Genomic DNA, 22,058 nt, shown 5'->3' with positions numbered 1-22,058 from the left:
GTGGGGTTTTTGTTGTTATTTTCAGACTGCCAACGGCGCCCAACCCCCCACCCACAGAGTCGGCAGTCCGAAAATCACCCAGCCCCCGGAGCGGCCACCCCCGGAGCCGCCCCTGGCACCCACCCACCCTCCCGAGAGCCCACCCCCACGAACACACCCCCGCGTCAGCGGCCCCCCACCCCACATGAGGTTGGATAACCCCCATGGCATCTCGTGCACGCGTACGCGCCCCCGAACTCGTCGGCGCCGGCGGTTGGCTCAACACCGGCGACAAGGACCTCACCCTCGCCGACTTCCGGGGCAAGATCACCATCCTGGACTTCTGGAAGTCTTACACAATGTAGGGATCTCCAGAGGGGGCGTACGTGCACCACCACACCCTGTGTGACCTGTACCTTCGGCTGTCCTTGGACCGGGACGGCAAGACGGCGATCGAACGGCAGGAAGCCGACTGCCGCGCATGGGCCGAGCGCAACGGCCTGACGGTCCGCAGGGTCCACATCGACCGGGGGCGCTCCGGCTTCAAGGACGTTGAGCGCAAAGGCTTCGACTCCGCCCTTGCCGCCGTCACGGCGGGCGTCGTCGGGACGCTGATCGTGTGGAAGCTGGACCGCCTGTCCCGCAAGGGCATCGGCCAGGTCGGCAAGGTCCTGGACGACATCGAGAAGGCGGGCGGCCGTCTGGTCTCCGTCGTGGACGGTCTCGACACCTCGAACGACTCGGCCCGCATGGTCGTCGCCATGCTCGCCGAACTCGCCCGGTCCGAGTCGAAGAACCTCGGTACCCGCGTGGCCCACGCGAAGCGACACCTGCGCCGACAGGGCCAGTGGATCGGCGGACAGCCTCCGTACGGGCTGCTGGTCGACCCCGCCACGAAGAAGCTGGTGCACGACCCCGAGACGGCCGTCTACGCCCGCCTCATCGCCGATGACGCGCTGGCCGGCAAGTCCCTCGTGCAAATCGCCCGGCTGCTCAACGAGTACGACATCCCCTCGGCCCGGGGCGGCCAGTGGAACGCCGCGAGCATCATGAACCTGGTCAAGTCGCCTGCCTTCGCCGGTCTCATGCCTGAGACCGAAACCATCGAAGCCGAGGACGGGAGCCGGAAGTTCACGAGCCGCGTATTCCCCTACCGAGACCCCGAGACGCTGGACACGGTCAGCATCGGCGAGGGGATCGTCACGGTCGGCGAGCGCGAGCGGATCATCCGGCAACTCGAATCCCGGACCCGCGTCCACGCAGGCAAGCGGATGCCGAAGCCGAACGGCACGGCGCTGCTCACCAGCCTCGTGTTCTGCGACGTACCCGGGTGCGGTCGCCGGATGCACAAGGTCGGCAACAGTTACCAGTGCATGGCCCGCCGAGCGGGCAACCAGTGCCCCGGCGCCAGCGCCATGGCGGACCGGGTGGACGACTACGTGTCCGAGCGGTTCCTCTCGCTGCTCCCCGCCCTCGATCTGGACGCCCCCTTGCTGGTGGCGATCGCTGACCGGTGGATGAAGCGGACCGACCCCGAAACCTTCGCCAAGCGGGACGCGATTGCCTCAGAGATCACCGATCAGGAAGCCCGGTTGGCCGACCTCGAAGACGCACGCTACGTCCGTGGCGAGTTCGACCGCCCGGGTGCACTCGACCGCTACGACCGCCTCGCCGCCCGGCTCCAGAGCCGCATCGACGGCCTGCACGCCGATCTCGCCAACATCCCGCTCCCCGCCGTCGACATCACTCCACTCCTGGACAGCGAGATGCTGTACCCCGCTTGGGGGGCTTCGACGCAGGATGAGAAGCGGGACCGCCTGTCCCTGGCCATAGACGGCGTGTTCATCAGCAAGGGCGAACGCGGGAAGCGCTTCGTCCCCGAGCAGCGAGTCCGTATCAAGTGGGCCGCGATCACGGAGTAGCCGCTCTATGCGGCCCTCTCAGCCCCGCCTGGTCCGGTGGTGATCAGGTGGGGCTTCTTCATGCCTGCTGGCGGCCATGTCGACGCTTGCGCCCGGGCGGCGAGGGTGACGTGGTGACGGAATGACGGGTGATCCAGGTTTTCTCTAGAACGCGTGTACTTAGAGAAACCAGAACCGACCGTCATTTCCGTCACCACGTCACCCGTGCTGCGCTGCCTCTCGCCGCCGACCAGGCGAGCGCCCCCTCCCACTCCCGCCCCAGCGCGGCAGGGAGGGTGTCGGCAACGGGCTGTTCGACACCTACGCTTCGAGCTTCGATGCGGTGTGGAGCACCGCCCGACCGGTCGAGGAGAGCTGATCCGTGGCACGGACCGAGTACTACGACGATCCCAACGCCCCCAAGCCCAACCGACTTGTGGTCGCCGCATCCGCCGTCGTGACGGACGACGCCGGGCGCATCCTGCTCCAGCGACGGGTCGACAACGGCCTGTACGCCCTGCCCGGCGGGACGATGGACCTCGGCGAGTCGCTGCCGGACGCGGCCGTGCGGGAGGTCTTCGAGGAGACGGGTCTGGAAGTCGAGATCACCGGCCTGGTCGGCACCTACACCGACCCACGTCACGTCATCGCGTACTCGGATGGTGAGGTCCGCCAACAGTTCAACGTCTGCTTCACCGCCCGGGTGACGGGCGGCACTCTGCGCATCTCCGACGAGTCCACCGACCTCCGCTCCGTCTTCCCTGAGGAGATCGCCAACCTGCCGATGCACCACACCCAGCAGCTACGGCTCCGGCACTTCCTGGAACAGCGGACCTCTCCCTACCTCGGGTAGACCAGCGACCCGAGCCTCAGCTGGCGCCGATGACCAGCCCTGCACGGAATGCGGACGGCAGCGCGGGTTTTTGGGCATGGCTTCTCATGCACGTGTACGCCCTGAGCGACATCCCTCACCACGCTTCGTGAGGACATCGGCCCCGATTGCAGCAGCACGGCCACAAGGGCATGGACTCCGCATCTCCGTTGAGATTCTCAAAAACATCCCCCGCATCGGCTCGGTCCGTGCATAATGACGGCCATGTCATCGCCTGTACGCCAAGACAAGACCGAGATATCCCTACCCGAAGACCTTGCAGAGGGAGGGAATTCAGTCAACTTCTCTGTCTCAATCAATGAAATCTCTATGACCAACGGGACCACGGTCTGCCCTCCACGCAGCGGCGTGACTGTGATAGTCGGCGGCAACAACTCTGGAAAGTCTACCCTCTTGCGCGACTTGTGGACTAAACTCTCAAGGCCAGAGGACACCGTCTACAGGACCAAGCTCATAGAAGATGTCACTCTCGCCCGAGAGGGGAGTGAGGCAGACACATTTGCCTGGTTCAAAGAGAATTCCGAATGGTCCGGGAAAAAGTATAGCCAGGGGTTTCTCGACGGCAACGGCGGCCGGGCAGTGGGCATCAGCGCCATCCGCAGCTTTTGCAGGGGCGAGAGCACCCCCCAATCTCTCAGCAAGATCGCAGGACATGTCGTCCATCGGACAGATCTACACAAGAGAATTGGGGCAGTCGCGCCGGTCGAGCAAAGAAAAGAGCTGGGCGACCCGCCCATACACCCTCTTCATCGCATACAGGATAACCCAGACCTGCTCGCCCTGATGCAACAGCTTAGCGAGCGGATATTTCGACAGCAGCTCACCCTTGAACGGATTGGACGTCGGACTCAGCTCCGCGTTGGACAAACAGATATCGAGGCACCGGCAGTTGATTCAATAACGCCAGCATATGTTCAATCCCTAGCCCAATTGCCGCCTCTGGAAAGCCAGGGTGATGGCATGCGCAGCCTCCTAGGCCTGTTACTGCCATTGGTGACATCTAATTGCCAGATTATGCTCGTCGATGAGCCTGAGGCCTTTCTCCACCCGCCACAGGCAAAGATTGCGGGAGCGGTACTTGGGCAAATCGCGGCGGAACGCGGCATTCAAATACTTCTTGCTACCCACGACCGCAATCTACTAACCGGACTACTCGATACTCAGACTCCGGTGGCAGTAGTGCGTCTTGACCGCCGCAGCGATGACACCTCAATCCATCAGCTAGACCACGAAATGGTTCGACACCTATGGAGCGATCCGGTCCTTAAGTACAGCAATGTACTCGATGGGCTTTTTCATCGCGCGGTAGTGCTGGCAGAATCCGACGGGGACTGCCGATTTTTCGCCGCGTCACTAGAGGGCGTCGAAAAGCTGCAGTTCTCATCAGGCGACATTCAGTTCACGCCGGTCGGCGGCAAAGACGGCTTCGCCCGGGCAGTCAAGTCATTGCGCTCGGTCTCCGTACCTATGGTAGTTGTCGCCGATTTGGACATCCTCAATGAGTCCAGAAAAATCAGGACACTCGTAGAGGCAATGGGCGGAGACTGGAGTTCATTCGAAAGCGACTACCGGAAGGCAACGCAGCAATTCAAACTCCCCCGTACGCCAAAAACCAGAGGCCAGGTTCTTGAACTGGTCCGCAGGGTCTTGGAGGAAAATCCTCAAGATCGATATGACAAGTCTACCGAAGGAGTCGTACTAGCAGCCCTGCGGGCGGATCGAAGCCCATGGCAAGACTTGAAAGAGTTTGGAGTTCGCTCATTCAGAGACGGACCGTCTGCCAATGCGGCATCCCGCCTCCTGGAAGAGCTGGAGTCGATTGGTATCGTCTTGGTTCGAGAGGGCGAGCTTGAGCGCCTTGCGCCGACTGTCGAAAGTCGCAAGGGGCCCGAATGGCTATCGGAGGCACTTCAAAGAGAGGAACATCTCGGCAGTCGAGCCCAGGAGCACATACAGATAGTTGTTCGGGCGATAATGAAGCAACTTTCTTAACTCTGCTCTGCCCACCGTGGACATGTCCTCGAATTGTGCCTGGCGGCCTGTTGGGACCGAGTTGCTCCGCTGCTGCCGCCCAGCCCCGCGCAGCATCACCGCTACCCAGGGCGGCTACGGGTGAACACCTAGGCCGACTGTGAGCGGCACCGGCTCCGAGACCGTGCCGCCGGTATGGTCGCCCGACGAAGATGCCGATTTCTTCGTCGGGCGGGGGTTGAACAGAGGACTGTCTTGGCCTGCGCGGCAGGGAGTTGCCAATCACACGGGGGCCCGGAACGCGGACACCGCTCGTGAGGTTTGATTGGGGCATGGCTTCTCGTGCACGTGTCCGCGCCCCCGAGCTGGTCGGCGCCGGTGGATGGCTCAACACAGGCGGCAAGGAACTCAAGCTTGCCGACCTGCGAGGTAAGTGTGTCGTACTAGACTTCTGGACCTTCTGCTGCATCAACTGTCTGCACGTCCTCGACGAGCTCCGCGAGCTCGAGGAGCAGCACCGCGACACCGTGGTGATCGTCGGGGTGCACTCGCCGAAGTTCGTGCACGAGGCCGACCACCAGGCCGTCGTCGACGCCGTGGCCCGCTACGAGGTGCACCACCCGGTGCTGGACGATCCGGCGCTGGCGACCTGGAAGCAGTACGCCGTCCGCGCCTGGCCGACGCTCGTCGTGATCGACCCCGAGGGCTACGTGGTGGCCCAGCACGCCGGTGAGGGCCACGCCCACGCGATCGCCCGCCTGGTGGCCGAGCTGGAGGCGGAGCACGAGGCCAAGGGCACCCTGCGCCGCGGCGACGGCCCGTACGTGGCGCCGGAGCCGAGCAGCGACGACCTCAAGTTCCCCGGCAAGGCGGTGCGGCTGCCGAACGGCCACTTCCTGGTCGCCGACTCCGGCCACCACAGCCTGGTCGAGCTGGCCGAGGACGGCGAGACGGTGGTGCGCCGGATCGGTGACGGGCAGCGCGGTCTGGTGGACGGCACCAGTCCGCGGTTCAGCGAGCCGCAGGGCCTGGCGCTGCTCCCCGAGGGCGGCGACTACGACGTGGTCGTCGCCGACACCGTGAACCACGCGCTGCGCGGTGTGCGGCTGGCCGACGGCAGCGTCACCACCCTGGCCGGCACCGGCCGTCAGTGGTGGCAGGGCTCACCCACCGCGGGCCCGGCCCGCGAGGTGGACCTCTCCTCGCCGTGGGACGTCGCCTGGTTCGACGGCCGGGTGTGGATCGCGATGGCCGGCGTGCACCAGCTGTGGGCGTACGACCCGGCGGCCGGTACGGTCGGCGTCGCGGCCGGCACCACCAACGAGGGCCTGGTGGACGGCCCGGTCGCCGAGGCCTGGTTCGCCCAGCCGTCCGGCCTGGCGGTCTCGGCGGACGGCGGGAAGCTCTGGGTGGCCGACTCGGAGACCTCGGCGCTGCGTTTCGTTTCACGTGAAACCAGGACCGTCCACACCGCCGTCGGCACCGGCCTGTTCGATTTCGGTCACCGTGACGGCGCCGCCGACCAGGCGCTGTTCCAGCACCCGCTGGGCGTGACGGTGCTGCCGGACGGCTCGGTGGCCGTCAGCGACACCTACAACCACGCGCTGCGCCGCTTCGACCCGGCGAGCGGCGAGGTCACCACCCTGGCCACCGACCTGCGCGAGCCCTCCGGGGCGGTGCTGGTGGACGACGACATCGTGGTGGTCGAGTCGGCCCGGCACCGGCTGACCAGGCTGCGGCTGCCGGAGGAGGCGGTGCGGGTCGAGTCGGTGGCGCACCGCACCCAGCGGGCGGCCACCGAGGTCGCCCCCGGCGCCCTCCGGCTGGACGTGGTCTTCGAGGCGCCGAGCGGCCAGAAGCTGGACGAGCGCTACGGCCCGTCGACCCGACTGCTGGTCAGCTCGACCCCGCCCGAGCTGCTGGTCTCCGGCGCGGGCGCGGACACCGACCTCTCCCGCGAGCTGGTGCTCTCCGACGAGGTCACCGAGGGCGTGCTGCACGTCTCCGCGATGGCCGCCTCCTGCGACGACGACCCGGCGATCGAGTTCCCGGCCTGCCACGTGCACCAGCAGGACTGGGGCGTGCCGGTGAAGCTGGTCGCCGACGGCGTCCGCCGCCTCCCGCTGGTGCTGGCGGGCATGGAGTAGCCGGGCAGCGCGGAGGGGGCCCGCCGAGAACGGGCCCCCTCCGGGTGTCGGCGTCCTCAGCCCTCCAGGAACGCCTTGATCGCGCTCGCCAGCAGGTACGGGTCCTCCGCCCCGCACAGCTCGCGCGCCGAGTGCATGGACAGCGCCGCGATGCCGCAGTCCACCGTCTTGATGCCCAGCCGCGCCGCCGTGATCGGTCCGATCGTCGTACCGCAGGGCATCGCGTTGTTGGACACGAAGCTCTGCCACGGCACGCCGGCCTTCTCGCAGGCGGCCGCGAACACCGCCCGGCCGACGCCGTCGGTCGCGTAGCGGTTGTTGACGTTGACCTTGAGGATCGGCCCGTTGTTCGGCAGCGGGTGGTGGCCCGGCTCGTGCCGCTCGGAGTAGTTCGGGTGGACGGCGTGGCCCATGTCCGAGGACAGGCAGACGGTGCCGGCCAGCGCCCGGGCGCGGTCCTCCGGGGAGCCGCCGCGGGCGTGGACCGTCCGGTCGAGCACGTTGCCGAGCAGCGGGCTCTGCGCGCCGGTGTCGGACTCGCTGCCGGTCTCCTCGTGGTCGAAGGCGGCCAGCACCGGGATGTACGGCAGCGCGACCCCGCCCTCGGCGGCGGCGACGGCCACGGCGGCCAGCGCGGCGGTGGCCGCGTGCACCGACAGCAGGTTGTCCAGGCGCGGGCCGGCCAGCAGCTCCCGGTCGCGGCCCAGGTAGGAGGCGGGCTGGACGTCGTGGGTCATGAGGTCCCAGCCGGCCACGTCCTCGGCGGCGAGCCCGGCCCGCTCGGCGACGTAGGCGATCAGCGAGCCCTCGTCGACCGGCCCGAGACCCCAGATCGGGGTGAGGTGCCGCTGCCGGTCGAGCTTCATGCCGTCGTTGACCTGGCGGTCCAGGTGGATGGCGAGCTGGGGCACGCGCAGCAGCGGCTCGTCCAGCTGGACGAGCCGCGCGCTGCCGTCCTTCAGCGCCAGTCTGCCGGACAGGCCCAGGTCACGGTCGAGCCAGGAGTTCAGCGGAACGCCGCCGTAGATCTCCACCGCGACCTGCCGCCACCCGGCCGAGCCGGCGTCCGGCACCGGCTTCACCCGCAGGTTGGGCGAGTCGGTGTGGGTGCCGACGATCCGGAACGGTGTCTGCGGCCCGACCCCCTCCGGCAGGTACCAGGCGATCAGCGCGCCCCCGCGGATCAGGTAGCGCCCGCCGGCCGTCGCGTCCCAGGCGTCCGTCTCCGCGACCTGACGGAACCCCGCCTTCTCCAGGCGCTCGGCGGCGCTCGCGACCGCGTGGTACGGGGACGGCGACGTGCCGAGGAACGCGATCAGATCGTCGGTGTGCGTCCGGTCGAAGAATGCCTGGCGGGCGGCGGTCGACATACTGCTCCAGGGTCGAGGGAGGGCCGAAGCCGGATGGGGGATCGGCTTCGCACCTTGAGCATATGCCCGTACACGGACATGGCATTCGTGACCTCGCATGCGATGCGGAACACCCACACAACCCCGAACCCGCACCTCACCGACCCCCCTTCACCGCCCGGTTCCCCGCCGTCGCACACCGTCAGCAGGCCCGTCCGGCCGCCCTCCGAGCCGACCCCGGAGGAGTCCCGCCGGGCCGCGCGGCCCGTGGCCGACCGTCAACAGGGCCGAGCGGAACGGAAATCCCGGGAACCCGTCCCCCTTCCCGGCGGCCGGTGATCACACTCGTCCCAGTGAAGTCCCCCGGGAGAGGCCTCCGTTGACCACGACGACGACCTCCTGGCCTGCCTCTACCCGGCCCTGCGCGCCGCCCGCACCGACCCGCTCACCGCGCTCCGCGGCACGTAGTTTCAGAACTGTCCGAAAACACTGAAACCCCGAGAACAACGGAACCACGCGGAAACACCGAAGGGCCCGGTGGCAGCCGGGCCCTTCGGTGTGAGGGTGTCGTCAGGCGGTTCAGGAGGTGCCGCACGCAGCGTGTCCCACGAAGGGAGGTGGCGGGCGACGGGTGGGTACGGGCCTTAGAAGGCCTCCTCCGCCAGCTCCATGATCTCGTTGTCGATGCCCTCGGCGATCGCCCGCTGCGGGGCGATGGTCGGGAGGACGTTCTTGGCGAAGAAGCGGGCGGCCGCGACCTTGCCCTGGTAGAACGGCACGTCCTTCTCGGAGGCGCCGGCCTCCAGCTTGGCCAGGGCCACCGCGGCCTGGCGCAGCAGCAGCCAGCCGACGACGACGTCGCCGGAGACCATCAGCAGGCGGGTGGTGTTGAGGCCCACCTTGTACATGTTCTTGACGTCCTGCTCGACCGAGGTCAGGTCGGCGATGAGCTTGCCGACGATGGCCTCCAGGTCGCCGGCGGCCTTGGCGAGCAGCTCGCGCTCGGCGGCCAGGGCGTCGCCGCCCTCGGCGGAGGCGAGGAACTTCTGGATCTGCTCGGACAGCGCGGCCAGCGCCTGGCCGCCGTCCTTGACGATCTTGCGGAAGAAGAAGTCCTGGCCCTGGATCGCCGTGGTGCCCTCGTACAGGGTGTCGATCTTGGCGTCGCGGATGTACTGCTCGATCGGGTACTCCTGCAGGTAGCCGGAGCCACCGAAGGTCTGCAGGGACTGGGCGAGCTGCTCGTAGGACTTCTCCGAGCCGTAGCCCTTGACGATCGGCAGGAGCAGGTCGTTGAGGCGCTCGGCGGCCTCGTCGGTCTCGCCGCGCAGCTTGGCGGCGGTCATGTCGTCCTGGACGGACGCGGTGAACAGGACCAGCGCGCGCATGCCCTCGGCGTAGGCCTTCTGGGTGAGCAGCGAGCGGCGCACGTCGGGGTGGTGGGTGATGGTGACGCGCGGGGCGGTCTTGTCCAGGAACTGCGAGATGTCGGCGCCCTGCACGCGCTCCTTGGCGTACTCCAGGGCGTTCAGGTAGCCGGTGGAGAGGGTGGCGATGGCCTTCGTGCCGACCATCATCCGGGCGAACTCGATGATCTTGAACATCTGGCGGATGCCGTCGACCTTCTCGCCGAGCAGCCAGCCCTTGGCCGGGTGCTTGGCGCCGAAGGTCATCTCGCAGGTGTTCGAGGCCTTGAGACCCATCTTGTGCTCGACGTTGGTGGCGTAGACGCCGTTGCGCTCGCCCAGCTCGCCGGTCTCCCAGTCGAAGTCGAACTTGGGGACGATGAACAGGCCCAGGCCCTTGGTGCCCGGCTTACCGCCCTCGGGGCGGGCCAGCACCATGTGGATGATGTTCTCGGACATGTCGTGCTCGCCCGAGGTGATGAAGCGCTTCACACCCTCGATGTGCCAGGAGCCGTCCTCCTGCTGGATCGCCTTGGTGCGGCCGGCGCCCACGTCGGAGCCCGCGTCGGGCTCGGTGAGGACCATGGTGGAGCCCCACAGGCGGTCGGTCATCCGCTTGGCGACCTCGAGCTGCTCCTCGGTGCCCTCCTCGGCGATGACGCCGGCGAAGGCCGGGCCGGAGGAGTACATCCAGATGGCGGGGTTGGAGCCCAGGATCTGCTCGGCGAAGGCCCAGATCAGCGAGTTCGGGGTGACCTGGCCGCCGATGGACTCCGGGATGCCCAGGCGCCACCACTCGGCGTCCATGAAGGTCTGGTAGCTCTTCTTGAACGCGGCCGGGACCGGCGCGGTGTTGGTCTCCGGGTCGAAGACCGGCGGGTTGCGGTCGGTGTCGGTGAAGGACGCGGCGAGGTCGTTCTCGGCGAGGCGGGCGATCTCGCTGAGGATGTTCTTCGCGGTCTCGACGTCCATGTCCGCGTACGGGCCGGTGCCGTACACCTGGTCGCGACCGAACACCTCGAAGAGGTTGAACTCCACGTCCCGCAGGTTGGACTTGTAGTGACCCATGGCCGTTTTCTCCGGTTCGTCGCTTCCGGGAGACCGCCGCGTTTCGGGCGCCCCGTACCCACCAGTAGGCATCATGATGCTACCCAGCGGTAACTTGGGCAAGCCCCCGGCGGTGAATCCGCTATGAACGTGGTCACGTCCCACAAGCCGGGGCGGCCACTCCTTGTCAGGATCGACGCCAGCGCGGGCGGGTGCGCTCCCGCTAGCCTGTCCGTGTGTACGGATATGACCAGAACGCATACCCGGGTGACCCCTACCAGCAGCAGGCGGGTCCGCAGCCGGGCATGAACGGCATGCCCGGACCGGACGCGTACGGCACCCAGGGGCAGGCGCCCCAGCAGTCCCTCTACCCGGAGCCGTCCCCGCCGTCCCTGGCGGACGCGGTGCGGGCCTTCACCACCGGCTCGATGGCGGTCGAGGACTTCCAGGCCATCTTCATCACCTCGAAGGTGCACTGCCCGCGAGGTGAGCGCCCCGGCTTCCTGGCGCTGCACAACACCCCGACGCCGGTGATCCCGATGTTCAGCTCGCTCAAGGAGCTGCGCCGCTACGCCGGCAAGGACTCCAAGCACTTCACCGTCACCGGCGCCGAGGTGCTGGACCTGCTGCCGACCGGCTACGGCTTCGCGCTGGACATGGAGGGCGAGCACCGGATGGTGTTCGACGCCAAGGCGGTCGAGCAGATGGTCGACTTCACCATGCGCCGGATGTACGGCTGACCCATCCTGAGAGGGAGCCCCCGGGCCGGAAGGCCCGGCTCCCCCGTCACTACATAGTTCAACTTTCAACTTGCTTGTTGTTGAGGATTGAACTAACCTCGTGCACGTAGGCCAGAGAACCCCCCTCAAAGGAGGCCGACATGCCCGCCGTGACCGTCGACAACCCGCTGACCCTCCCGCGCGTCACCACGCCGGACCCGGCCGTCGCGAACGCGCGGCCGGTACTCACCGTCGCCACCGCCCCCGAGGGCTACGAGGGCGAGGGCTTCCCCGTCCGCCGTGCCTTCGCCAAGATCAACACCAAGTACCTCGACCCGTTCATCATGATGGACCAGATGGGTGAGGTGGACTACGCGGCCGGCGAGCCCAAGGGCACCCCCTGGCACCCGCACCGCGGCTTCGAGACCGTCACCTACATCATTGACGGAACGTTCATCCACCAGGACTCGCACGGCGGCGGCGGCACCATCACCGACGGCGACACCCAGTGGATGACGGCCGGCTCCGGCCTGCTGCACATCGAGACCCCGCCCGAGTCGCTGGTGAAGTCCGGCGGCCTCTTCCACGGCCTCCAGCTGTGGGTCAACCTGCCCGCCTCGGACAAGATGATCGCCCCGAAGTACCAGGACATCCGCGGCGGCAGCGTCAAGCTGCTCAGCACCGAGGACGGCGGCGCGCTGCTCCGGGTGATCGCCGGTGAGCTGGACGGCCACCAGGGCCCCGGCACCACCCACACCCCGATCACCATGATCCACGCCTCGATCAGCCCCGGCGCCCAGATCACCCTGCCCTGGCGCGCGGACTTCAACGCCCTCGCCTACGGCCTGGCCGGCAGCGGCTCGGCGGGCACGGAGCACCGCCCCTTCCACCGGGGCCAGGCCGTCGTCTTCGGCGACGGCGACTCCCTCACCATCCGCGCCGACGAGAAGCAGGACTCCCGCGACACCAACTTCGAGGTCGTGCTCCTCGGCGGCCTCCCGATCCGCGAACCCGTCGCCTGGTACGGCCCGTTCGTGATGAACAGCCACCGCGAGCTCCAGCAGGCCATGGAGGACTTCCAGGCCGGCCGGCTCGGCACCATCCCGACCAGCGCCAGCTGACCCACCGCGCGAAGAGGGCCCGGACCACACGGTCCGGGCCCTTTCGCATGCTCCGTACCGGAAGCGCTCCGAAGCCTCATCTCCCCCTTGCCGCACGGGTATTGACACCAGCTCCAGGCGCGTCGGGATAATGCGATTGGTCTGAACCACTGGCCAGATTGGTCGAGACCACAACGGGAGGAACCCAGCCATGCGCCGTACCGTCCGGCGGCTCGCCGTACTCGCCGCAGCCCCGCTGATCGCCCTGACCGGCGCCACCGCGGCCCAGGCCCGACCGGCCATCGACACCAGCTCGTACACCGTCTACGACACCACGGGCACCTGCTCGATCTACGTGCACTTCTACTACAACGCGCACTGGTACGTGGAGTACGACCTGACCAACTGGAGCAACGGCACCCAGGGCTGCGAGGCCGGCGCGTACACCAGCGACCAGGGCTGGGTCGGCCAGATCACCGGCGGCGGGTACTCGACCAGTGACGACCCGTCCCGCTACGTGCGGCCGTGGGTCCAGAAGGTCGGCGACGCGTCCAGCTTCGCCTGGGGCTACAACCGCTGACCCGAAGACCCGGGCCGCGACCCCGCCCGACCGCACGACCGCACGAACCCGACCGAGCGCACGCCCCCGACCGAGCAGCGCCTCCGCCGCCTACAGCAACGCGTAGACGGCGGAGGCGTCGTCGTGGGTCTTGCCGCGCGGCCAGCGCTCGCAGCCGGCGTCCGCCCGCTCCACCTCACGGACCTGGGCGATCAGCTCACCCGGCCCCGACTCGGCGAGCAGCTTCAGCACATCGCCCCAACTGCCCATCCCGAAGCGCTCGGTGTACCGCGAGGCGCCGTCGGTGAGGGCGGCCAGCGCGTGCAGCCGGTCCAGCCGGACGAAGCCGGTCTCGGCGTGCTCCGCGGCCCGCGGAACGGCGGCGGCGATCCACGGGCCGGCGCCCCGGTTACGGGCGGCGCGCACCGCCAGCGCGTACTCCAGGTGCAGCGCGGCCCGCTCGGCCGAGCCGGGGACGGTCGCCCAGACCTGGCGGCGCAGCTCCTCCCCGCCGGGGAAGCGCTGGTTGTCGCCGATCACCCGGGGCGGGCCGTCCTTGAACTCCAGCACCAGCAGCGAGTCGCCGAGCACCAGGTACTCCAGCGACTCGCCGTGCCGCCGGGCCGCGACCACCATCGCCGCGGGCGTGTTGGCGTGGCCGAGGTCGCAGCGGCCGCCGTGCAGCGCGGCCGTCTCCACGATGGCGTCGGCCAGGCACTCGGCGATCGAACGGTCCACCCGGTCGGTGAGCCGGGCGAGCAGGTGCACGCCCAACCGGCGGACGTACCAGGCGGTTCCGTGCCGGCACCCGGACTCCAGGCCGGCCGGCGCACTCGCGCCGTCCAGCAGGACCAGTGCCTCCGGCGAGGCCGCCACGAAGTCCTCGCTCTCGCGGTCGGGCCGCCGTGCTTCCCCTGCGAGCTGTAGCTGCATCCCGACAGTGTGGCCGCCACCCCCGGCCCGCGCCCAGACCCGTGCACGGTTGGGGTGCGGGCCGGGGCCCGGTGTCCGGTGGCAGCGGGGGCGATTCGGCCATACCGTCGGATAACGACCGGACAATTCGGCCATTCAGGGCCGGTCGGGTTTGGGACCACCTTCGGGTGCCCCGGCGGCCCGGGACTGACGAGGAGCGGAAGATGTTCTGGCAGTTCATCGTGCTGGTCGCCGCCGGGCTCGGCTTTCCGACCGCCGCACTGTTCTTCCTGATCGGCGGGCCGCGCTTCCCGGACGAGAAGCGCGGCGACGAGAAGCGCGACTTCGACTCCCGGCGGGCCGCTTAGGCCTTCCAGGCCGGGTCGCGCCCGAGCAGCGCCAGGGCCCGGTCGAACCGGCCCTCGCCGTCGGGCGCCAGCCCCGGGCGGAAGGCCCGGCCGGGCGCGCGGGCCTCCGGGGTGTCCGGGACGGCCTCGGAGACCGCCAGCAGCGCGTCGGCGAGGGCGTCGTCGCCGTCCACCGCCGCGACCAGCCGCTCCGCGCCGCCCAGCGCGGCGGCGACGTCCCAGCCGTGCACGAGGGTGTCCACCAGGTGGAAGCCGACGGCCTGGGCGAGCGGGAAGGGCCCGCCGTCGCGGATCTCCGGCAGCCAGAGCGCCCGTTCGGCGGCGGCCGCCTCCCGGAAGGCCGCGGTGAGGTCGGCGCCGGTGCGGCGGAAGTCCGCCGCCGGGTCCGCGCCCAGCGGGGCGTCCGCGAAGAGCGCGAGGTCCGGCCCGGCGCCGCGGGCGGCCGCGGCGAAGCCCTGGTGCTGGCCCACGCAGTGCTCCAGCAGCCGGCGCAGCGTCCAGCCGGCGCACGGGGTGGGCAGGTCCAGCTGGTCCGGCCGGACGGTGTCCACCACCTCGACGGCCAAGTCCATGGCCCGTGCGTGCAGTTCGACGAGTTTCATGCGGCAGTTACCCCCAGTCCCGCAGAGATGAATCCGATCACCTGGTCAACGACAGCCGGTTCCCCGATGATCCGGCGGTGGCCGAGCCCCCGGGTGACCACCAGGTCGAGTCGCTCACCGTACGCCCGCGCCAGCCGGTGCGCCTGGGCGATCGGCACCACGTCGTCGCCCTCGTCGTGCACCACCAGGACGGGCAGGCTGATCGCCTCCGCCCGGAGCGCGGCGTCGTAGCGCTCCCAGACCCCGGCGTCACCGGCGAAGAGGTCACGCTCGATCCGGCTGCGCAGCGCCCGCTCGACGGTGGCGTCCAGGCCGAGTCCGGCGCAGAAGGCACCCGGGAAGAAGCCGACCTCGGACACCCCGGAGACGGCCGCCAGCCGCCCCGCCCGCAGGCCGTCGCCGAGCGCCCCGAAGGCCGCGCAGACGCCCAGCGAGTGGGCCACCACGGCCTCGAACGGCCCGTACCGGTCCTGGAGTCGGAGCGCGAGTTCGCGGTACTCCAGCACGCTGGTGCCGCGCCCGCCGGAGTCGCCGTGGCCCGGCGCGTCGAAGGCGACGGCGCTGAGGCCGAGGGCGCGCAGCCGGGGGACGAACGGCGCGAAGCGGGAGGCCCGGGAGCGCCAGCCGTGCAGCAGCAGGACGGGGCGCTCACCGCTGCCCCAGCGGTAGCCGACCACGGGTTTGCCGTGCACGGCGAGCGGTTCGCGGGCGGCCCGCCGGTGGACCTCCTGCTCGGCGGTCCGGACCCGGCTGCGCCGCAGTGGGTGCCGGAACAGTTCGAAGGCGGCTCGCCCGGCCAGGCCGGGGGCGATCCGGGCGGTCGGGTTGAGGGCGGTGCGGATCAGTGCCTGGGCGGGGTCCATCGGGTCTCCCTGCTCTTCGCTCCTGGGCCTTGCGCTCGCTCCTTGCTCGCGGCGAGATATTAGCACGACCGTTCGTGCAGTTTTCAGAACGACCCACGGACGGCGCACTACCCTGGGCGACACCCCCCGCGAGAGGAACGAGGACGCACGATGGCCGGACCGACCACGGACGGACGGGTCCTGCGCGGCGAGGAGACCCGCCGGGCGGTCCTGCGCCGCGCCGTCGAGATCGCCTCCGTCGAAGGCCTGGACGCCCTGTCCATCGGCCGCCTCGCCACCGACCTCGGACTCAGCAAGAGCGGCGTCTTCGCCGGCTTCGGCTCCAAGGAGGAGCTACAGCTCGCCACCATCCGCGCCGCCCGCCGGATCTTCGCCGACGCCGTCGTCGCCCCGGTCGCCGACACCCCGCCCGGCCTCGCCAAAGCCCGGGCGCTGTGCGAGAGCTGGCTCGCCTACTCCCGGGCCCGGGTCTTCCCCGGCGGCTGCTTCTTCTACGAGGTCACCGCCGAGTTCGACGCCCGCCCCGGCACCGTCCGGGACGCCCTGGCCGACTGCGCCCGGGAGTGGCACGACACCGTCGCCGAAGCCCTCGCCGAAGCCCGTACGGCCGGCACCCTGCGCCCCGGCACCGACCTCGGCGACCTCGCCTTCGCCCTGATCGCGGTGCTGGAGACGGCCAACTCCCAGGCCGTGCTGCACGAGGAGGACATCCCGTACCAGCGGGCCGGCCGCCTCCTGCTCCGCCTGCTGCGCGCCGAGGCCACCGACCCCGCCGACCCGGCCCTGGCCTGAGGCCGGTCTTCCGACTCCCGCCTCCGGGGCGACGCCGGGGGCTTGAAGGCGGGCCCTAAGGCCTCACCAACACCCGCTCCAGCAGGGCGGCTTGGGCCAGCAGCCGCTCGTCCCCGCCCACCGCGCCGACCACCTGCAGCCCCAGCGGCAGCCCGTCCGGAGTCCGCCCGGCCGGCAGGCTCAGCGCGGGCAGGCCGAGGAAGCTCCACGGCAGCGACATCACCGCGTCCCCGGTGCTGTGCAGCCCCTCCGGCGCCCCACCGGGCGCGGACGGCGCCAGCCACAGGTCCACCCCGGCCTCGGCGGCCGCCCCGGCCACCCGCTCGCGCAGCCGCTCGCGGAACTGCAGCGCGGCCACCCGGTCCTCCGCCGCGACCCCCTGCCCGACCCGGATGCTCGCCACCGTCTCCGGCCGGTACAGCCCGCCGAACCGGGCGAACCAGTCGGCATGACCGCGGGCCAGCTCGAACCGGTTGACGGTCTGCAACTGCCGTGTCACCTCGGCGAAGTCGGGGAACAGCGGCACCCGGCGCACCGTCACCCCGGCCCGCGCCAGCCGTTCCAGCCACTCCTCGAAGACCCGCCGCGCGGCCGGTTCGGCCCGCTCCAGGTACGGGCCGTCCGGCACCCCGACCACCGGCCCCGCCGGCCCCGCCGTCTCCGCCGTCTCCGCTCCCCCGGTCCGCCAGTCGTCACAGAGCAGCGAGGCCGCCAGTGCCGCGCCCGCCAGGTCGGCGGTGAACACCCCCAGGGTGTCGAAGCTCGGCGCGTTCGGGATCACCCCCGCGATCGGGATCCGCCCGTACGTCGGCCGGAAACCCACCACCCCGCAGTACGCGGCCGGCCTGATCACCGACCCGACCGTCTGGGTGCCGATCGCCAACGGCACCAGCCCGGCCGCGACCGCCGCCGCCGAACCACTGCTGGAACCACCCGGGGTGTGCCCCGGACGGTGCGGATTGCGGGTCGGCCCCGGGGCGCTCGCCGCGAACTCGGCGGTCACCGTCTTGCCCGCGACCAGCGCCCCCGCCGCCAGCAACCGGTCCACCACCACGGCCTGCGGCCCCGCCAGCACCCCCGGCGGCAGGGCCGACCCGCCGTGGGTCGGCAGCCCGTCCACGTGCACGATGTCCTTGACCCCCACCGCCACCCCGTACAGCGGCGGCCGCCCCGCCGGAACGGGGTACCGCGCGGCCAACTCCCGCGCCCGCTCCCGCAGTCGGGCATGCCGCCCGGACTCCGCCACGAAGGCGCGGAGCAGCGGGTCCACCCGCTCGACCAGCGCGCAGAACCGGTCGACGTACTCGGGCAGGGCGGACGCACCGGAACGCAGCGCGGTGGCCTCGACGGTCAGCGACCGGGGCCGGACCAGGGACTCCTCCATGCCGAGCACGGTAGCGGCCGGTCGCTCACTGGTGCTCGGCCGACAGGTACGGCGCCTCGCGCAGGAAGTACGCCCCGCAGGTGTGGCAGCACAGCTCCGGGGTCCGCCCCCAGTCCACCGCCTCCCGCACCGGCGCCCCGGAATCGAGCTCCCGGCCGCACATCGCCACGCTCTGCCCGCCCCGGACCATGTGCCACAGCCGCACCCCGGCGGCCTCCCCCTGGGGACCGTACTCGGCTCGCATCTGGTGCATCATGCCCCCATCGTCCGACCGCCCCCCGCCCCCGGCAACCGGGGCCGCCTCGCCGGTTCGGACCTCCCCCGTACACCAACGACACAAGGCCCGCCGGGCCTCGTTCGAACCGCGCCACCCCCGTCCGGATCCGGCCACCGTGGCTCGATAGTGTGCGCGATCGCGACCCGGACCGGCGCCCCGCGCCCGGGCCCGCGTCGCCCACCACGGCCTTCCCCCACTCCACAGCTGGAGCACCGATCGTGCGCTCTTCCCGTCTCCTGGCCTCCGCGGCCCTGGTCGCCCTCACCCTCGGTGCCACGGTCGGCGCCGCCACCGCCGGCGCCGTCGGGATCCCCGTGACCCCCTCCACCACCGCGGCCCCGAGCGCCCCCACCGCCCCCACCGGCGGCCCCACCACCCTGCCGCCCCACCTGCCGATCGCGCCGATGCCCTCGCCCAGCGGCCCCTGCCCGGGCGGGTACCACGTGGAGAACCTCAAGGTCACCGGCAGCGGCCTGGCCGGCGTCACCCTGACCAAGGGCGGCAGCGCGCAGGAGGCGACCGTGACCTTCGAGAACGACACCCCCGTCGACCTGAAGAAGCTCAGCACCCACTTCTTCGTCACCGACATCGGCGAGGAGGGCGCGCCCAACCAGCCCACCTGGGGCAAGGACGCCTTCACCGTCCAGCTGAAGCTCCCCGGTGGCGACTGGAAGCCCATCGGCCAGGACGCCATCGAGAACAACATGACCTACCTCCGCGCCGACCTCGGCACGTTCAAGCTCGCCAAGGGCGAGAAGCTCACCCTCCAGGTGCGCCTCGCCGCCACCGGCAAGGCGCTGAGCGCCGACTACTTCGCCCAGCTCGACGGCGCCTCCGAGTCCTTCCTCAGCAAGGACGTCCCCGGTGTGCGCCAGGGTCCGGAAGGCAGCTGCACCGGTTTCACCGGCACCTACCGCGTCGCCACGCCCTTCAAGGTTGTCGACGGCACCCCGGCTCCGGCCACCACCGGTACGCCCTCCGCCCCGGCCACGGCCGCCGCCCCCGCGCCCGGCGCCACCACGGCCACCGCCACCGCCTCGGCCTCGGCCGGTCCGGAACTGGCCCACACCGGTGCCGACTCCACCACGCTGCCGATCGCCCTCGGCGGCGCCGCGGTGCTGGCGGCCGGCGCCGGTACCCTGTTCGTCCTGCGCCGCCGCAAGGCCGGCGCGCACAGCTGATCCTCCGCCAAATGAACCGAGGGGCCGCGGACAACCGTTCGGGCCCCTCGGTGGTCTTCCCCCGGAGAGCGAACCCCGACCCCACCGCTGGAGCCCGCCGATGCGTCCCGCCCGCCTTCCCGCCGCCTGCACCCTGCTCGTGCTCACCGCCGGTCCGGTCGCGCTCGCCACGGCCCCCGCCCACGCCGCCGACACCCCCTCGGCCGCGCCGTCCACCGCCTCCGGCGACTGCCCGGAAGGCACCACCGCCGACCCGATCCCGGCCACCGGCACCAGCGACGCCCCGGGCGAACTCTCCGTCACCTTCACCAACACCAGCACCGCGACGGTCAAGCAGCTCGCCACCACCGTCGCCCTCGCCGACGCCGGCGGCGGCAGCCTCCCCCTCGAACTCCGCGCGGGAGCCGGCGCCTGGAAGCCCCTCACCGTCACCGGCACCCCGGTCAACACCGGCGGCTACCAGCTCCCCCAGGGCCAGAAGCTCACCCTCCAGGTGCGGCTCGCCGCCGGAGCCCCGCACGGCGACCACCGCCTCACCTTCACCGCCAAGTCCGAGGTCCTCCCGAGCGGCTCCGCCCCGGCGAAGAAGTACACCTGCCCCCAGCTCACCGCCACCTACACGGGCCCCCTCACCCCCAACGACCACACCCCGGCCCCCAACCACCTCGCCGACACCGGCGCCGGCGCCGCCACCCGCCCCCTCGCCATCGCCGGCACCACCACCCTCCTCCTCGGCGCCACCCTCCTCCTCCTCACCCGCCGCCGCCCCACCACCGACTGACCACCCCGGCCACCAGCCCGGGGCGCCACAGATGCGGCCCCGCACGACCGAGCCGCCGCCACCGATCACCCCACGACAGCCCCGGCGCGGCGGGCACCGGCTACGAGGCCACGCGGAGCAGCGCGTCGTCCTGCCACTTGAGGATCTTGTCGAAGCTCACGATGGCCCCGCGGAGCGGGTGGTTGCGGAGCTGGACGTGGTCGGTGAGGGCGTGGATGAGGAAGAGGCCGCGGCCGGATTCGGCGGTGAGGTCGGGGAGGGTGTCCAGGTCGACCGGGCGGAGGCTGGGGGCCGGGGCGCGGTGGGGGAGGACGTGGGTGTCGTACGGGTGGCCGTCGCGGCGGGGGCGGTGGGCGGTGAGGACGCGGGCCGGGACAGTGGCGCGGGCGCGGCGGGAGCGGCGGGGCCCGCGGCCGGCGGCGGCGGGGTGGGTGACCGGGCGGCGGGCGGGCGGGGCGCTGGGGGCGGGCAGGCCGGGGCCGGAGTCGGTGACCTCGATCCGCAGGCGGTCGCCGTTGATGGAGGCGGTGACCTGGAAGCCGTCGTCGGGTCGGCCGGTGGCGCCGTGTTCGACGGCGTTGGCGCAGGCCTCGGTGATGGCGACGCCGAGGTCGTCGGCGATCTGCGGGTCGACGCCCGCGGTCGCCATCGCACCGAGCAGGATGCGACGGGCCAGCGGGACGCTGGCCGGGTCGCGCTTGAGGTGCAGAGTCCACCAGATGTCCACGGGAGGTCCCTCCTGGCTGCGGCTCCACATACAACTAGGTATCTCCGGGCGATTCGGCGGTGAACCGTGCCCAGGGGCGGCTACCGCCCGTTCGGCGGATGGACTGGGGACGGGGTCTGTGCCGAAGGGCGCATGCCGCGGGGTGCGCGCCGCGGCCGAACGGGGCATTCGTAGGGATTTCCCACCCTGCCCGTGTCGGCGGTGTACGCGATGAGATGATGTCCCGGCCATGACTGCCCTCCCCGCCACCCCGTTCCAGGGCACCCCTGTACCGGCTCGGCCGGTGGGGGCCGCCGCCTGGGACCTGCGGCTTGCCCGGGCGGTCCCGTTCGCGGTGGTGTGCACGCTGATAGCGGCCGCCGGGCACGCGCTGGCGGGTGGCGGGAACGTGCCGCCGGCCGCGTTGGCGACGGGTTTCGCCGCGGTGCTGGTGCTCGCGGTGGCGTGCGGTGGACGGGAGCGTTCGCTGGCGGCCATCGCCGGGGCGCTGGGCGCCGGGCAGCTGGGGCTGCACTGCCTGTTCCACGGTCTCGGCGGCCACGGCTTCGCGGGCATGGACCACGGTGCGATGACGATGCCGCAGGCGGCCGGCCGGCTGATCTGCAACGAGGCGCGTCCGGGCACGCTGGTCGGTCTGCCGGGCGGCGCCTCGCCGGAGCAGCTGGTGTCCTCGGCGGGTCTGGATCCGCACGCGTACGCCGCCGCGCCGTGGTGGCAGGGCGGCGTGCTGGGGATGACGCCGTCGATGCTGGCCGGGCACCTGGCCGCCGCGCTGGTGGCGGGCTGGTGGCTGCGGCGCGGCGAGGCGGCGCTGTGGCGGCTGGTGCGGGTGGCCGCGTCGGCGGCCCGGGAGCACTGGGCGACGCCGCTGCGGTGGGCGCTGGTGCTGGTGGCCGTGTTGCTGCGCGGTCTGTCCGGTGCGGCCGGTCCGGTCCGCCGGTTCGGTGCGGGGGGCGGCGGGAGCCGGCTCTCCGCGGGTGCGGTGCTGCGGCACAGCGTGGTGCGGCGCGGTCCGCCGTGCGGGGCCTTCGCGTACTGATCCGGTGTTTCCGCGCGCCCCGAGGTGGGGTGCCGGTGGCGTGCCGGTGAGGTGCGCGGTGT

At 71.0% G+C, this 22,058-nt stretch carries 21 protein-coding genes; 13 read left to right on the top strand and 8 right to left on the bottom strand.

Annotation, left to right across the window (positions count from 1 at the left end):
* Nucleotides 1-203 precede the first annotated feature (203 nt).
* The 5 genes from ACZ3YL_RS26475 (at nucleotide 204) to ACZ3YL_RS26455 (ending at nucleotide 6,890) form a co-directional block, all read left to right on the top strand.
* Entirely contained in the window at nucleotides 204-344 is a 141-nt protein-coding gene (locus tag ACZ3YL_RS26475) for a hypothetical protein (RefSeq protein ID WP_465660075.1), read from the top strand.
* A 21-nt stretch (nucleotides 345-365) separates the two neighbouring features.
* Nucleotides 366-1,901, top strand: coding sequence for a recombinase family protein (locus ACZ3YL_RS26470; RefSeq protein WP_465660068.1), 1,536 nt, complete (start codon nucleotides 366-368; stop codon nucleotides 1,899-1,901).
* Between the two features lie 361 nt (nucleotides 1,902-2,262).
* Nucleotides 2,263-2,733 carry an NUDIX domain-containing protein gene (locus ACZ3YL_RS26465; protein ID WP_465660067.1) on the top strand — a complete coding sequence of 157 codons (471 nt, stop codon included), beginning with the start codon at nucleotides 2,263-2,265 and terminating at the stop codon, nucleotides 2,731-2,733.
* A gap of 243 nt (nucleotides 2,734-2,976) precedes the next feature.
* The gene (locus ACZ3YL_RS26460) at nucleotides 2,977-4,764 is read left to right on the top strand and encodes an ATP-dependent nuclease (protein WP_465660066.1); all 1,788 of its coding nucleotides are present in this window, start codon (nucleotides 2,977-2,979) and stop codon (nucleotides 4,762-4,764) included.
* Nucleotides 4,765-5,075: 311 nt separating this feature from the next.
* Entirely contained in the window at nucleotides 5,076-6,890 is a 1,815-nt protein-coding gene (locus tag ACZ3YL_RS26455) for an NHL domain-containing thioredoxin family protein (RefSeq protein WP_465660065.1), read from the top strand.
* A 56-nt stretch (nucleotides 6,891-6,946) separates the two neighbouring features.
* On the opposite strand, the gene ACZ3YL_RS26450 is transcribed toward ACZ3YL_RS26455, so the two are convergent.
* On the bottom strand, nucleotides 6,947-8,260 hold the full coding sequence (locus tag ACZ3YL_RS26450; protein ID WP_188306561.1) for a M18 family aminopeptidase: 1,314 nt from the start codon (nucleotides 8,258-8,260) through the stop codon (nucleotides 6,947-6,949).
* 623 nt (nucleotides 8,261-8,883) lie between these two features.
* Nucleotides 8,884-10,713 (bottom strand): acyl-CoA dehydrogenase, encoded by a 1,830-nt coding sequence (locus ACZ3YL_RS26445; RefSeq protein ID WP_465660064.1) that lies wholly within the window; start codon nucleotides 10,711-10,713, stop codon nucleotides 8,884-8,886.
* Between the two features lie 215 nt (nucleotides 10,714-10,928).
* Between ACZ3YL_RS26445 and ACZ3YL_RS26440 the strand changes: the two genes are divergently transcribed.
* From ACZ3YL_RS26440 to ACZ3YL_RS26430, 3 genes are all read left to right on the top strand, one after another.
* Nucleotides 10,929-11,432: an SseB family protein gene (locus tag ACZ3YL_RS26440; RefSeq protein WP_375896745.1), complete on the top strand. Its 504-nt coding sequence runs from the start codon at nucleotides 10,929-10,931 to the stop codon at nucleotides 11,430-11,432.
* A gap of 140 nt (nucleotides 11,433-11,572) precedes the next feature.
* Complete coding sequence (locus ACZ3YL_RS26435; RefSeq protein ID WP_188306559.1) at nucleotides 11,573-12,532, top strand: pirin family protein; 960 nt, start codon at nucleotides 11,573-11,575, stop codon at nucleotides 12,530-12,532.
* 190 nt (nucleotides 12,533-12,722) lie between these two features.
* Nucleotides 12,723-13,091: a hypothetical protein gene (locus tag ACZ3YL_RS26430; RefSeq protein ID WP_188306558.1), complete on the top strand. Its 369-nt coding sequence runs from the start codon at nucleotides 12,723-12,725 to the stop codon at nucleotides 13,089-13,091.
* A gap of 90 nt (nucleotides 13,092-13,181) precedes the next feature.
* Here the strand turns inward: ACZ3YL_RS26430 and ACZ3YL_RS26425 are convergent, their stop codons facing one another.
* Nucleotides 13,182-14,003 (bottom strand): integrase, encoded by an 822-nt coding sequence (locus ACZ3YL_RS26425; protein WP_465660063.1) that lies wholly within the window; start codon nucleotides 14,001-14,003, stop codon nucleotides 13,182-13,184.
* Between the two features lie 203 nt (nucleotides 14,004-14,206).
* Between ACZ3YL_RS26425 and ACZ3YL_RS26420 the strand changes: the two genes are divergently transcribed.
* Nucleotides 14,207-14,350: a hypothetical protein gene (locus ACZ3YL_RS26420; protein WP_188306556.1), complete on the top strand. Its 144-nt coding sequence runs from the start codon at nucleotides 14,207-14,209 to the stop codon at nucleotides 14,348-14,350.
* On the opposite strand, the gene ACZ3YL_RS26415 is transcribed toward ACZ3YL_RS26420, so the two are convergent.
* The gene (locus tag ACZ3YL_RS26415; RefSeq protein WP_465660062.1) at nucleotides 14,347-14,952 is read right to left on the bottom strand and encodes a TIGR03086 family metal-binding protein; all 606 of its coding nucleotides are present in this window, start codon (nucleotides 14,950-14,952) and stop codon (nucleotides 14,347-14,349) included. The genes ACZ3YL_RS26420 and ACZ3YL_RS26415 overlap by 4 nt on opposite strands.
* Entirely contained in the window at nucleotides 14,949-15,815 is an 867-nt protein-coding gene (locus ACZ3YL_RS26410; RefSeq protein ID WP_465660061.1) for an alpha/beta hydrolase, read from the bottom strand. The genes ACZ3YL_RS26415 and ACZ3YL_RS26410 overlap by 4 nt, the downstream gene beginning before the upstream one ends.
* Nucleotides 15,816-15,965: 150 nt before the next feature.
* On the opposite strand from ACZ3YL_RS26410, the gene ACZ3YL_RS26405 reads away from it, so the two are divergent.
* Nucleotides 15,966-16,607 carry a TetR/AcrR family transcriptional regulator gene (locus ACZ3YL_RS26405; protein WP_465660060.1) on the top strand — a complete coding sequence of 214 codons (642 nt, stop codon included), beginning with the start codon at nucleotides 15,966-15,968 and terminating at the stop codon, nucleotides 16,605-16,607.
* A 55-nt stretch (nucleotides 16,608-16,662) separates the two neighbouring features.
* Here the strand turns inward: ACZ3YL_RS26405 and ACZ3YL_RS26400 are convergent, their stop codons facing one another.
* Both ACZ3YL_RS26400 and ACZ3YL_RS26395 read right to left on the bottom strand, forming a co-directional pair.
* Nucleotides 16,663-17,991 (bottom strand): amidase, encoded by a 1,329-nt coding sequence (locus tag ACZ3YL_RS26400; RefSeq protein ID WP_465660059.1) that lies wholly within the window; start codon nucleotides 17,989-17,991, stop codon nucleotides 16,663-16,665.
* A gap of 25 nt (nucleotides 17,992-18,016) precedes the next feature.
* Nucleotides 18,017-18,247, bottom strand: coding sequence for a hypothetical protein (locus ACZ3YL_RS26395; RefSeq protein WP_188306551.1), 231 nt, complete (start codon nucleotides 18,245-18,247; stop codon nucleotides 18,017-18,019).
* 239 nt (nucleotides 18,248-18,486) lie between these two features.
* Between ACZ3YL_RS26395 and ACZ3YL_RS26390 the strand changes: the two genes are divergently transcribed.
* Nucleotides 18,487-19,449 carry an LAETG motif-containing sortase-dependent surface protein gene (locus tag ACZ3YL_RS26390; protein ID WP_465660058.1) on the top strand — a complete coding sequence of 321 codons (963 nt, stop codon included), beginning with the start codon at nucleotides 18,487-18,489 and terminating at the stop codon, nucleotides 19,447-19,449.
* A gap of 100 nt (nucleotides 19,450-19,549) precedes the next feature.
* Complete coding sequence (locus ACZ3YL_RS26385; RefSeq protein WP_465660057.1) at nucleotides 19,550-20,230, top strand: hypothetical protein; 681 nt, start codon at nucleotides 19,550-19,552, stop codon at nucleotides 20,228-20,230.
* Nucleotides 20,231-20,330: 100 nt separating this feature from the next.
* On the opposite strand, the gene ACZ3YL_RS26380 is transcribed toward ACZ3YL_RS26385, so the two are convergent.
* The gene (locus ACZ3YL_RS26380) at nucleotides 20,331-20,957 is read right to left on the bottom strand and encodes an ATP-binding protein (protein ID WP_465660056.1); all 627 of its coding nucleotides are present in this window, start codon (nucleotides 20,955-20,957) and stop codon (nucleotides 20,331-20,333) included.
* 229 nt (nucleotides 20,958-21,186) lie between these two features.
* On the opposite strand from ACZ3YL_RS26380, the gene ACZ3YL_RS26375 reads away from it, so the two are divergent.
* Entirely contained in the window at nucleotides 21,187-21,996 is an 810-nt protein-coding gene (locus ACZ3YL_RS26375) for a hypothetical protein (protein WP_223242677.1), read from the top strand.
* Nucleotides 21,997-22,058: the final 62 nt, after the last annotated feature.

It is taken from the genome of Kitasatospora sp. NPDC023176 (genome assembly GCF_055560495.1).
This window is presented reverse-complemented; position numbering and strand designations above follow the sequence as displayed.

Excerpts from the sequence above, each read along its gene's own strand:
- ACZ3YL_RS26475 (WP_465660075.1), top strand. The coding sequence starts at position 204 with ATGGCATCTCGTGCACGCGTACGCGCCCCCGAACTCGTCGGCGCCGGC.
- ACZ3YL_RS26460 (WP_465660066.1), top strand. The coding sequence starts at position 2,977 with ATGTCATCGCCTGTACGCCAAGACAAGACCGAGATATCCCTACCCGAA.
- ACZ3YL_RS26455 (WP_465660065.1), top strand. The coding sequence starts at position 5,076 with ATGGCTTCTCGTGCACGTGTCCGCGCCCCCGAGCTGGTCGGCGCCGGT.
- ACZ3YL_RS26450 (WP_188306561.1), bottom strand. The coding sequence starts at position 8,260 with ATGTCGACCGCCGCCCGCCAGGCATTCTTCGACCGGACGCACACCGAC.
- ACZ3YL_RS26445 (WP_465660064.1), bottom strand. The coding sequence starts at position 10,713 with ATGGGTCACTACAAGTCCAACCTGCGGGACGTGGAGTTCAACCTCTTC.
- ACZ3YL_RS26435 (WP_188306559.1), top strand. The coding sequence starts at position 11,573 with ATGCCCGCCGTGACCGTCGACAACCCGCTGACCCTCCCGCGCGTCACC.
- ACZ3YL_RS26430 (WP_188306558.1), top strand. The coding sequence starts at position 12,723 with ATGCGCCGTACCGTCCGGCGGCTCGCCGTACTCGCCGCAGCCCCGCTG.
- ACZ3YL_RS26425 (WP_465660063.1), bottom strand. The coding sequence starts at position 14,003 with ATGCAGCTACAGCTCGCAGGGGAAGCACGGCGGCCCGACCGCGAGAGC.
- ACZ3YL_RS26420 (WP_188306556.1), top strand. The coding sequence starts at position 14,207 with ATGTTCTGGCAGTTCATCGTGCTGGTCGCCGCCGGGCTCGGCTTTCCG.
- ACZ3YL_RS26415 (WP_465660062.1), bottom strand. The coding sequence starts at position 14,952 with ATGAAACTCGTCGAACTGCACGCACGGGCCATGGACTTGGCCGTCGAG.
- ACZ3YL_RS26410 (WP_465660061.1), bottom strand. The coding sequence starts at position 15,815 with ATGGACCCCGCCCAGGCACTGATCCGCACCGCCCTCAACCCGACCGCC.
- ACZ3YL_RS26405 (WP_465660060.1), top strand. The coding sequence starts at position 15,966 with ATGGCCGGACCGACCACGGACGGACGGGTCCTGCGCGGCGAGGAGACC.
- ACZ3YL_RS26400 (WP_465660059.1), bottom strand. The coding sequence starts at position 17,991 with ATGGAGGAGTCCCTGGTCCGGCCCCGGTCGCTGACCGTCGAGGCCACC.
- ACZ3YL_RS26395 (WP_188306551.1), bottom strand. The coding sequence starts at position 18,247 with ATGATGCACCAGATGCGAGCCGAGTACGGTCCCCAGGGGGAGGCCGCC.
- ACZ3YL_RS26385 (WP_465660057.1), top strand. The coding sequence starts at position 19,550 with ATGCGTCCCGCCCGCCTTCCCGCCGCCTGCACCCTGCTCGTGCTCACC.
- ACZ3YL_RS26375 (WP_223242677.1), top strand. The coding sequence starts at position 21,187 with ATGACTGCCCTCCCCGCCACCCCGTTCCAGGGCACCCCTGTACCGGCT.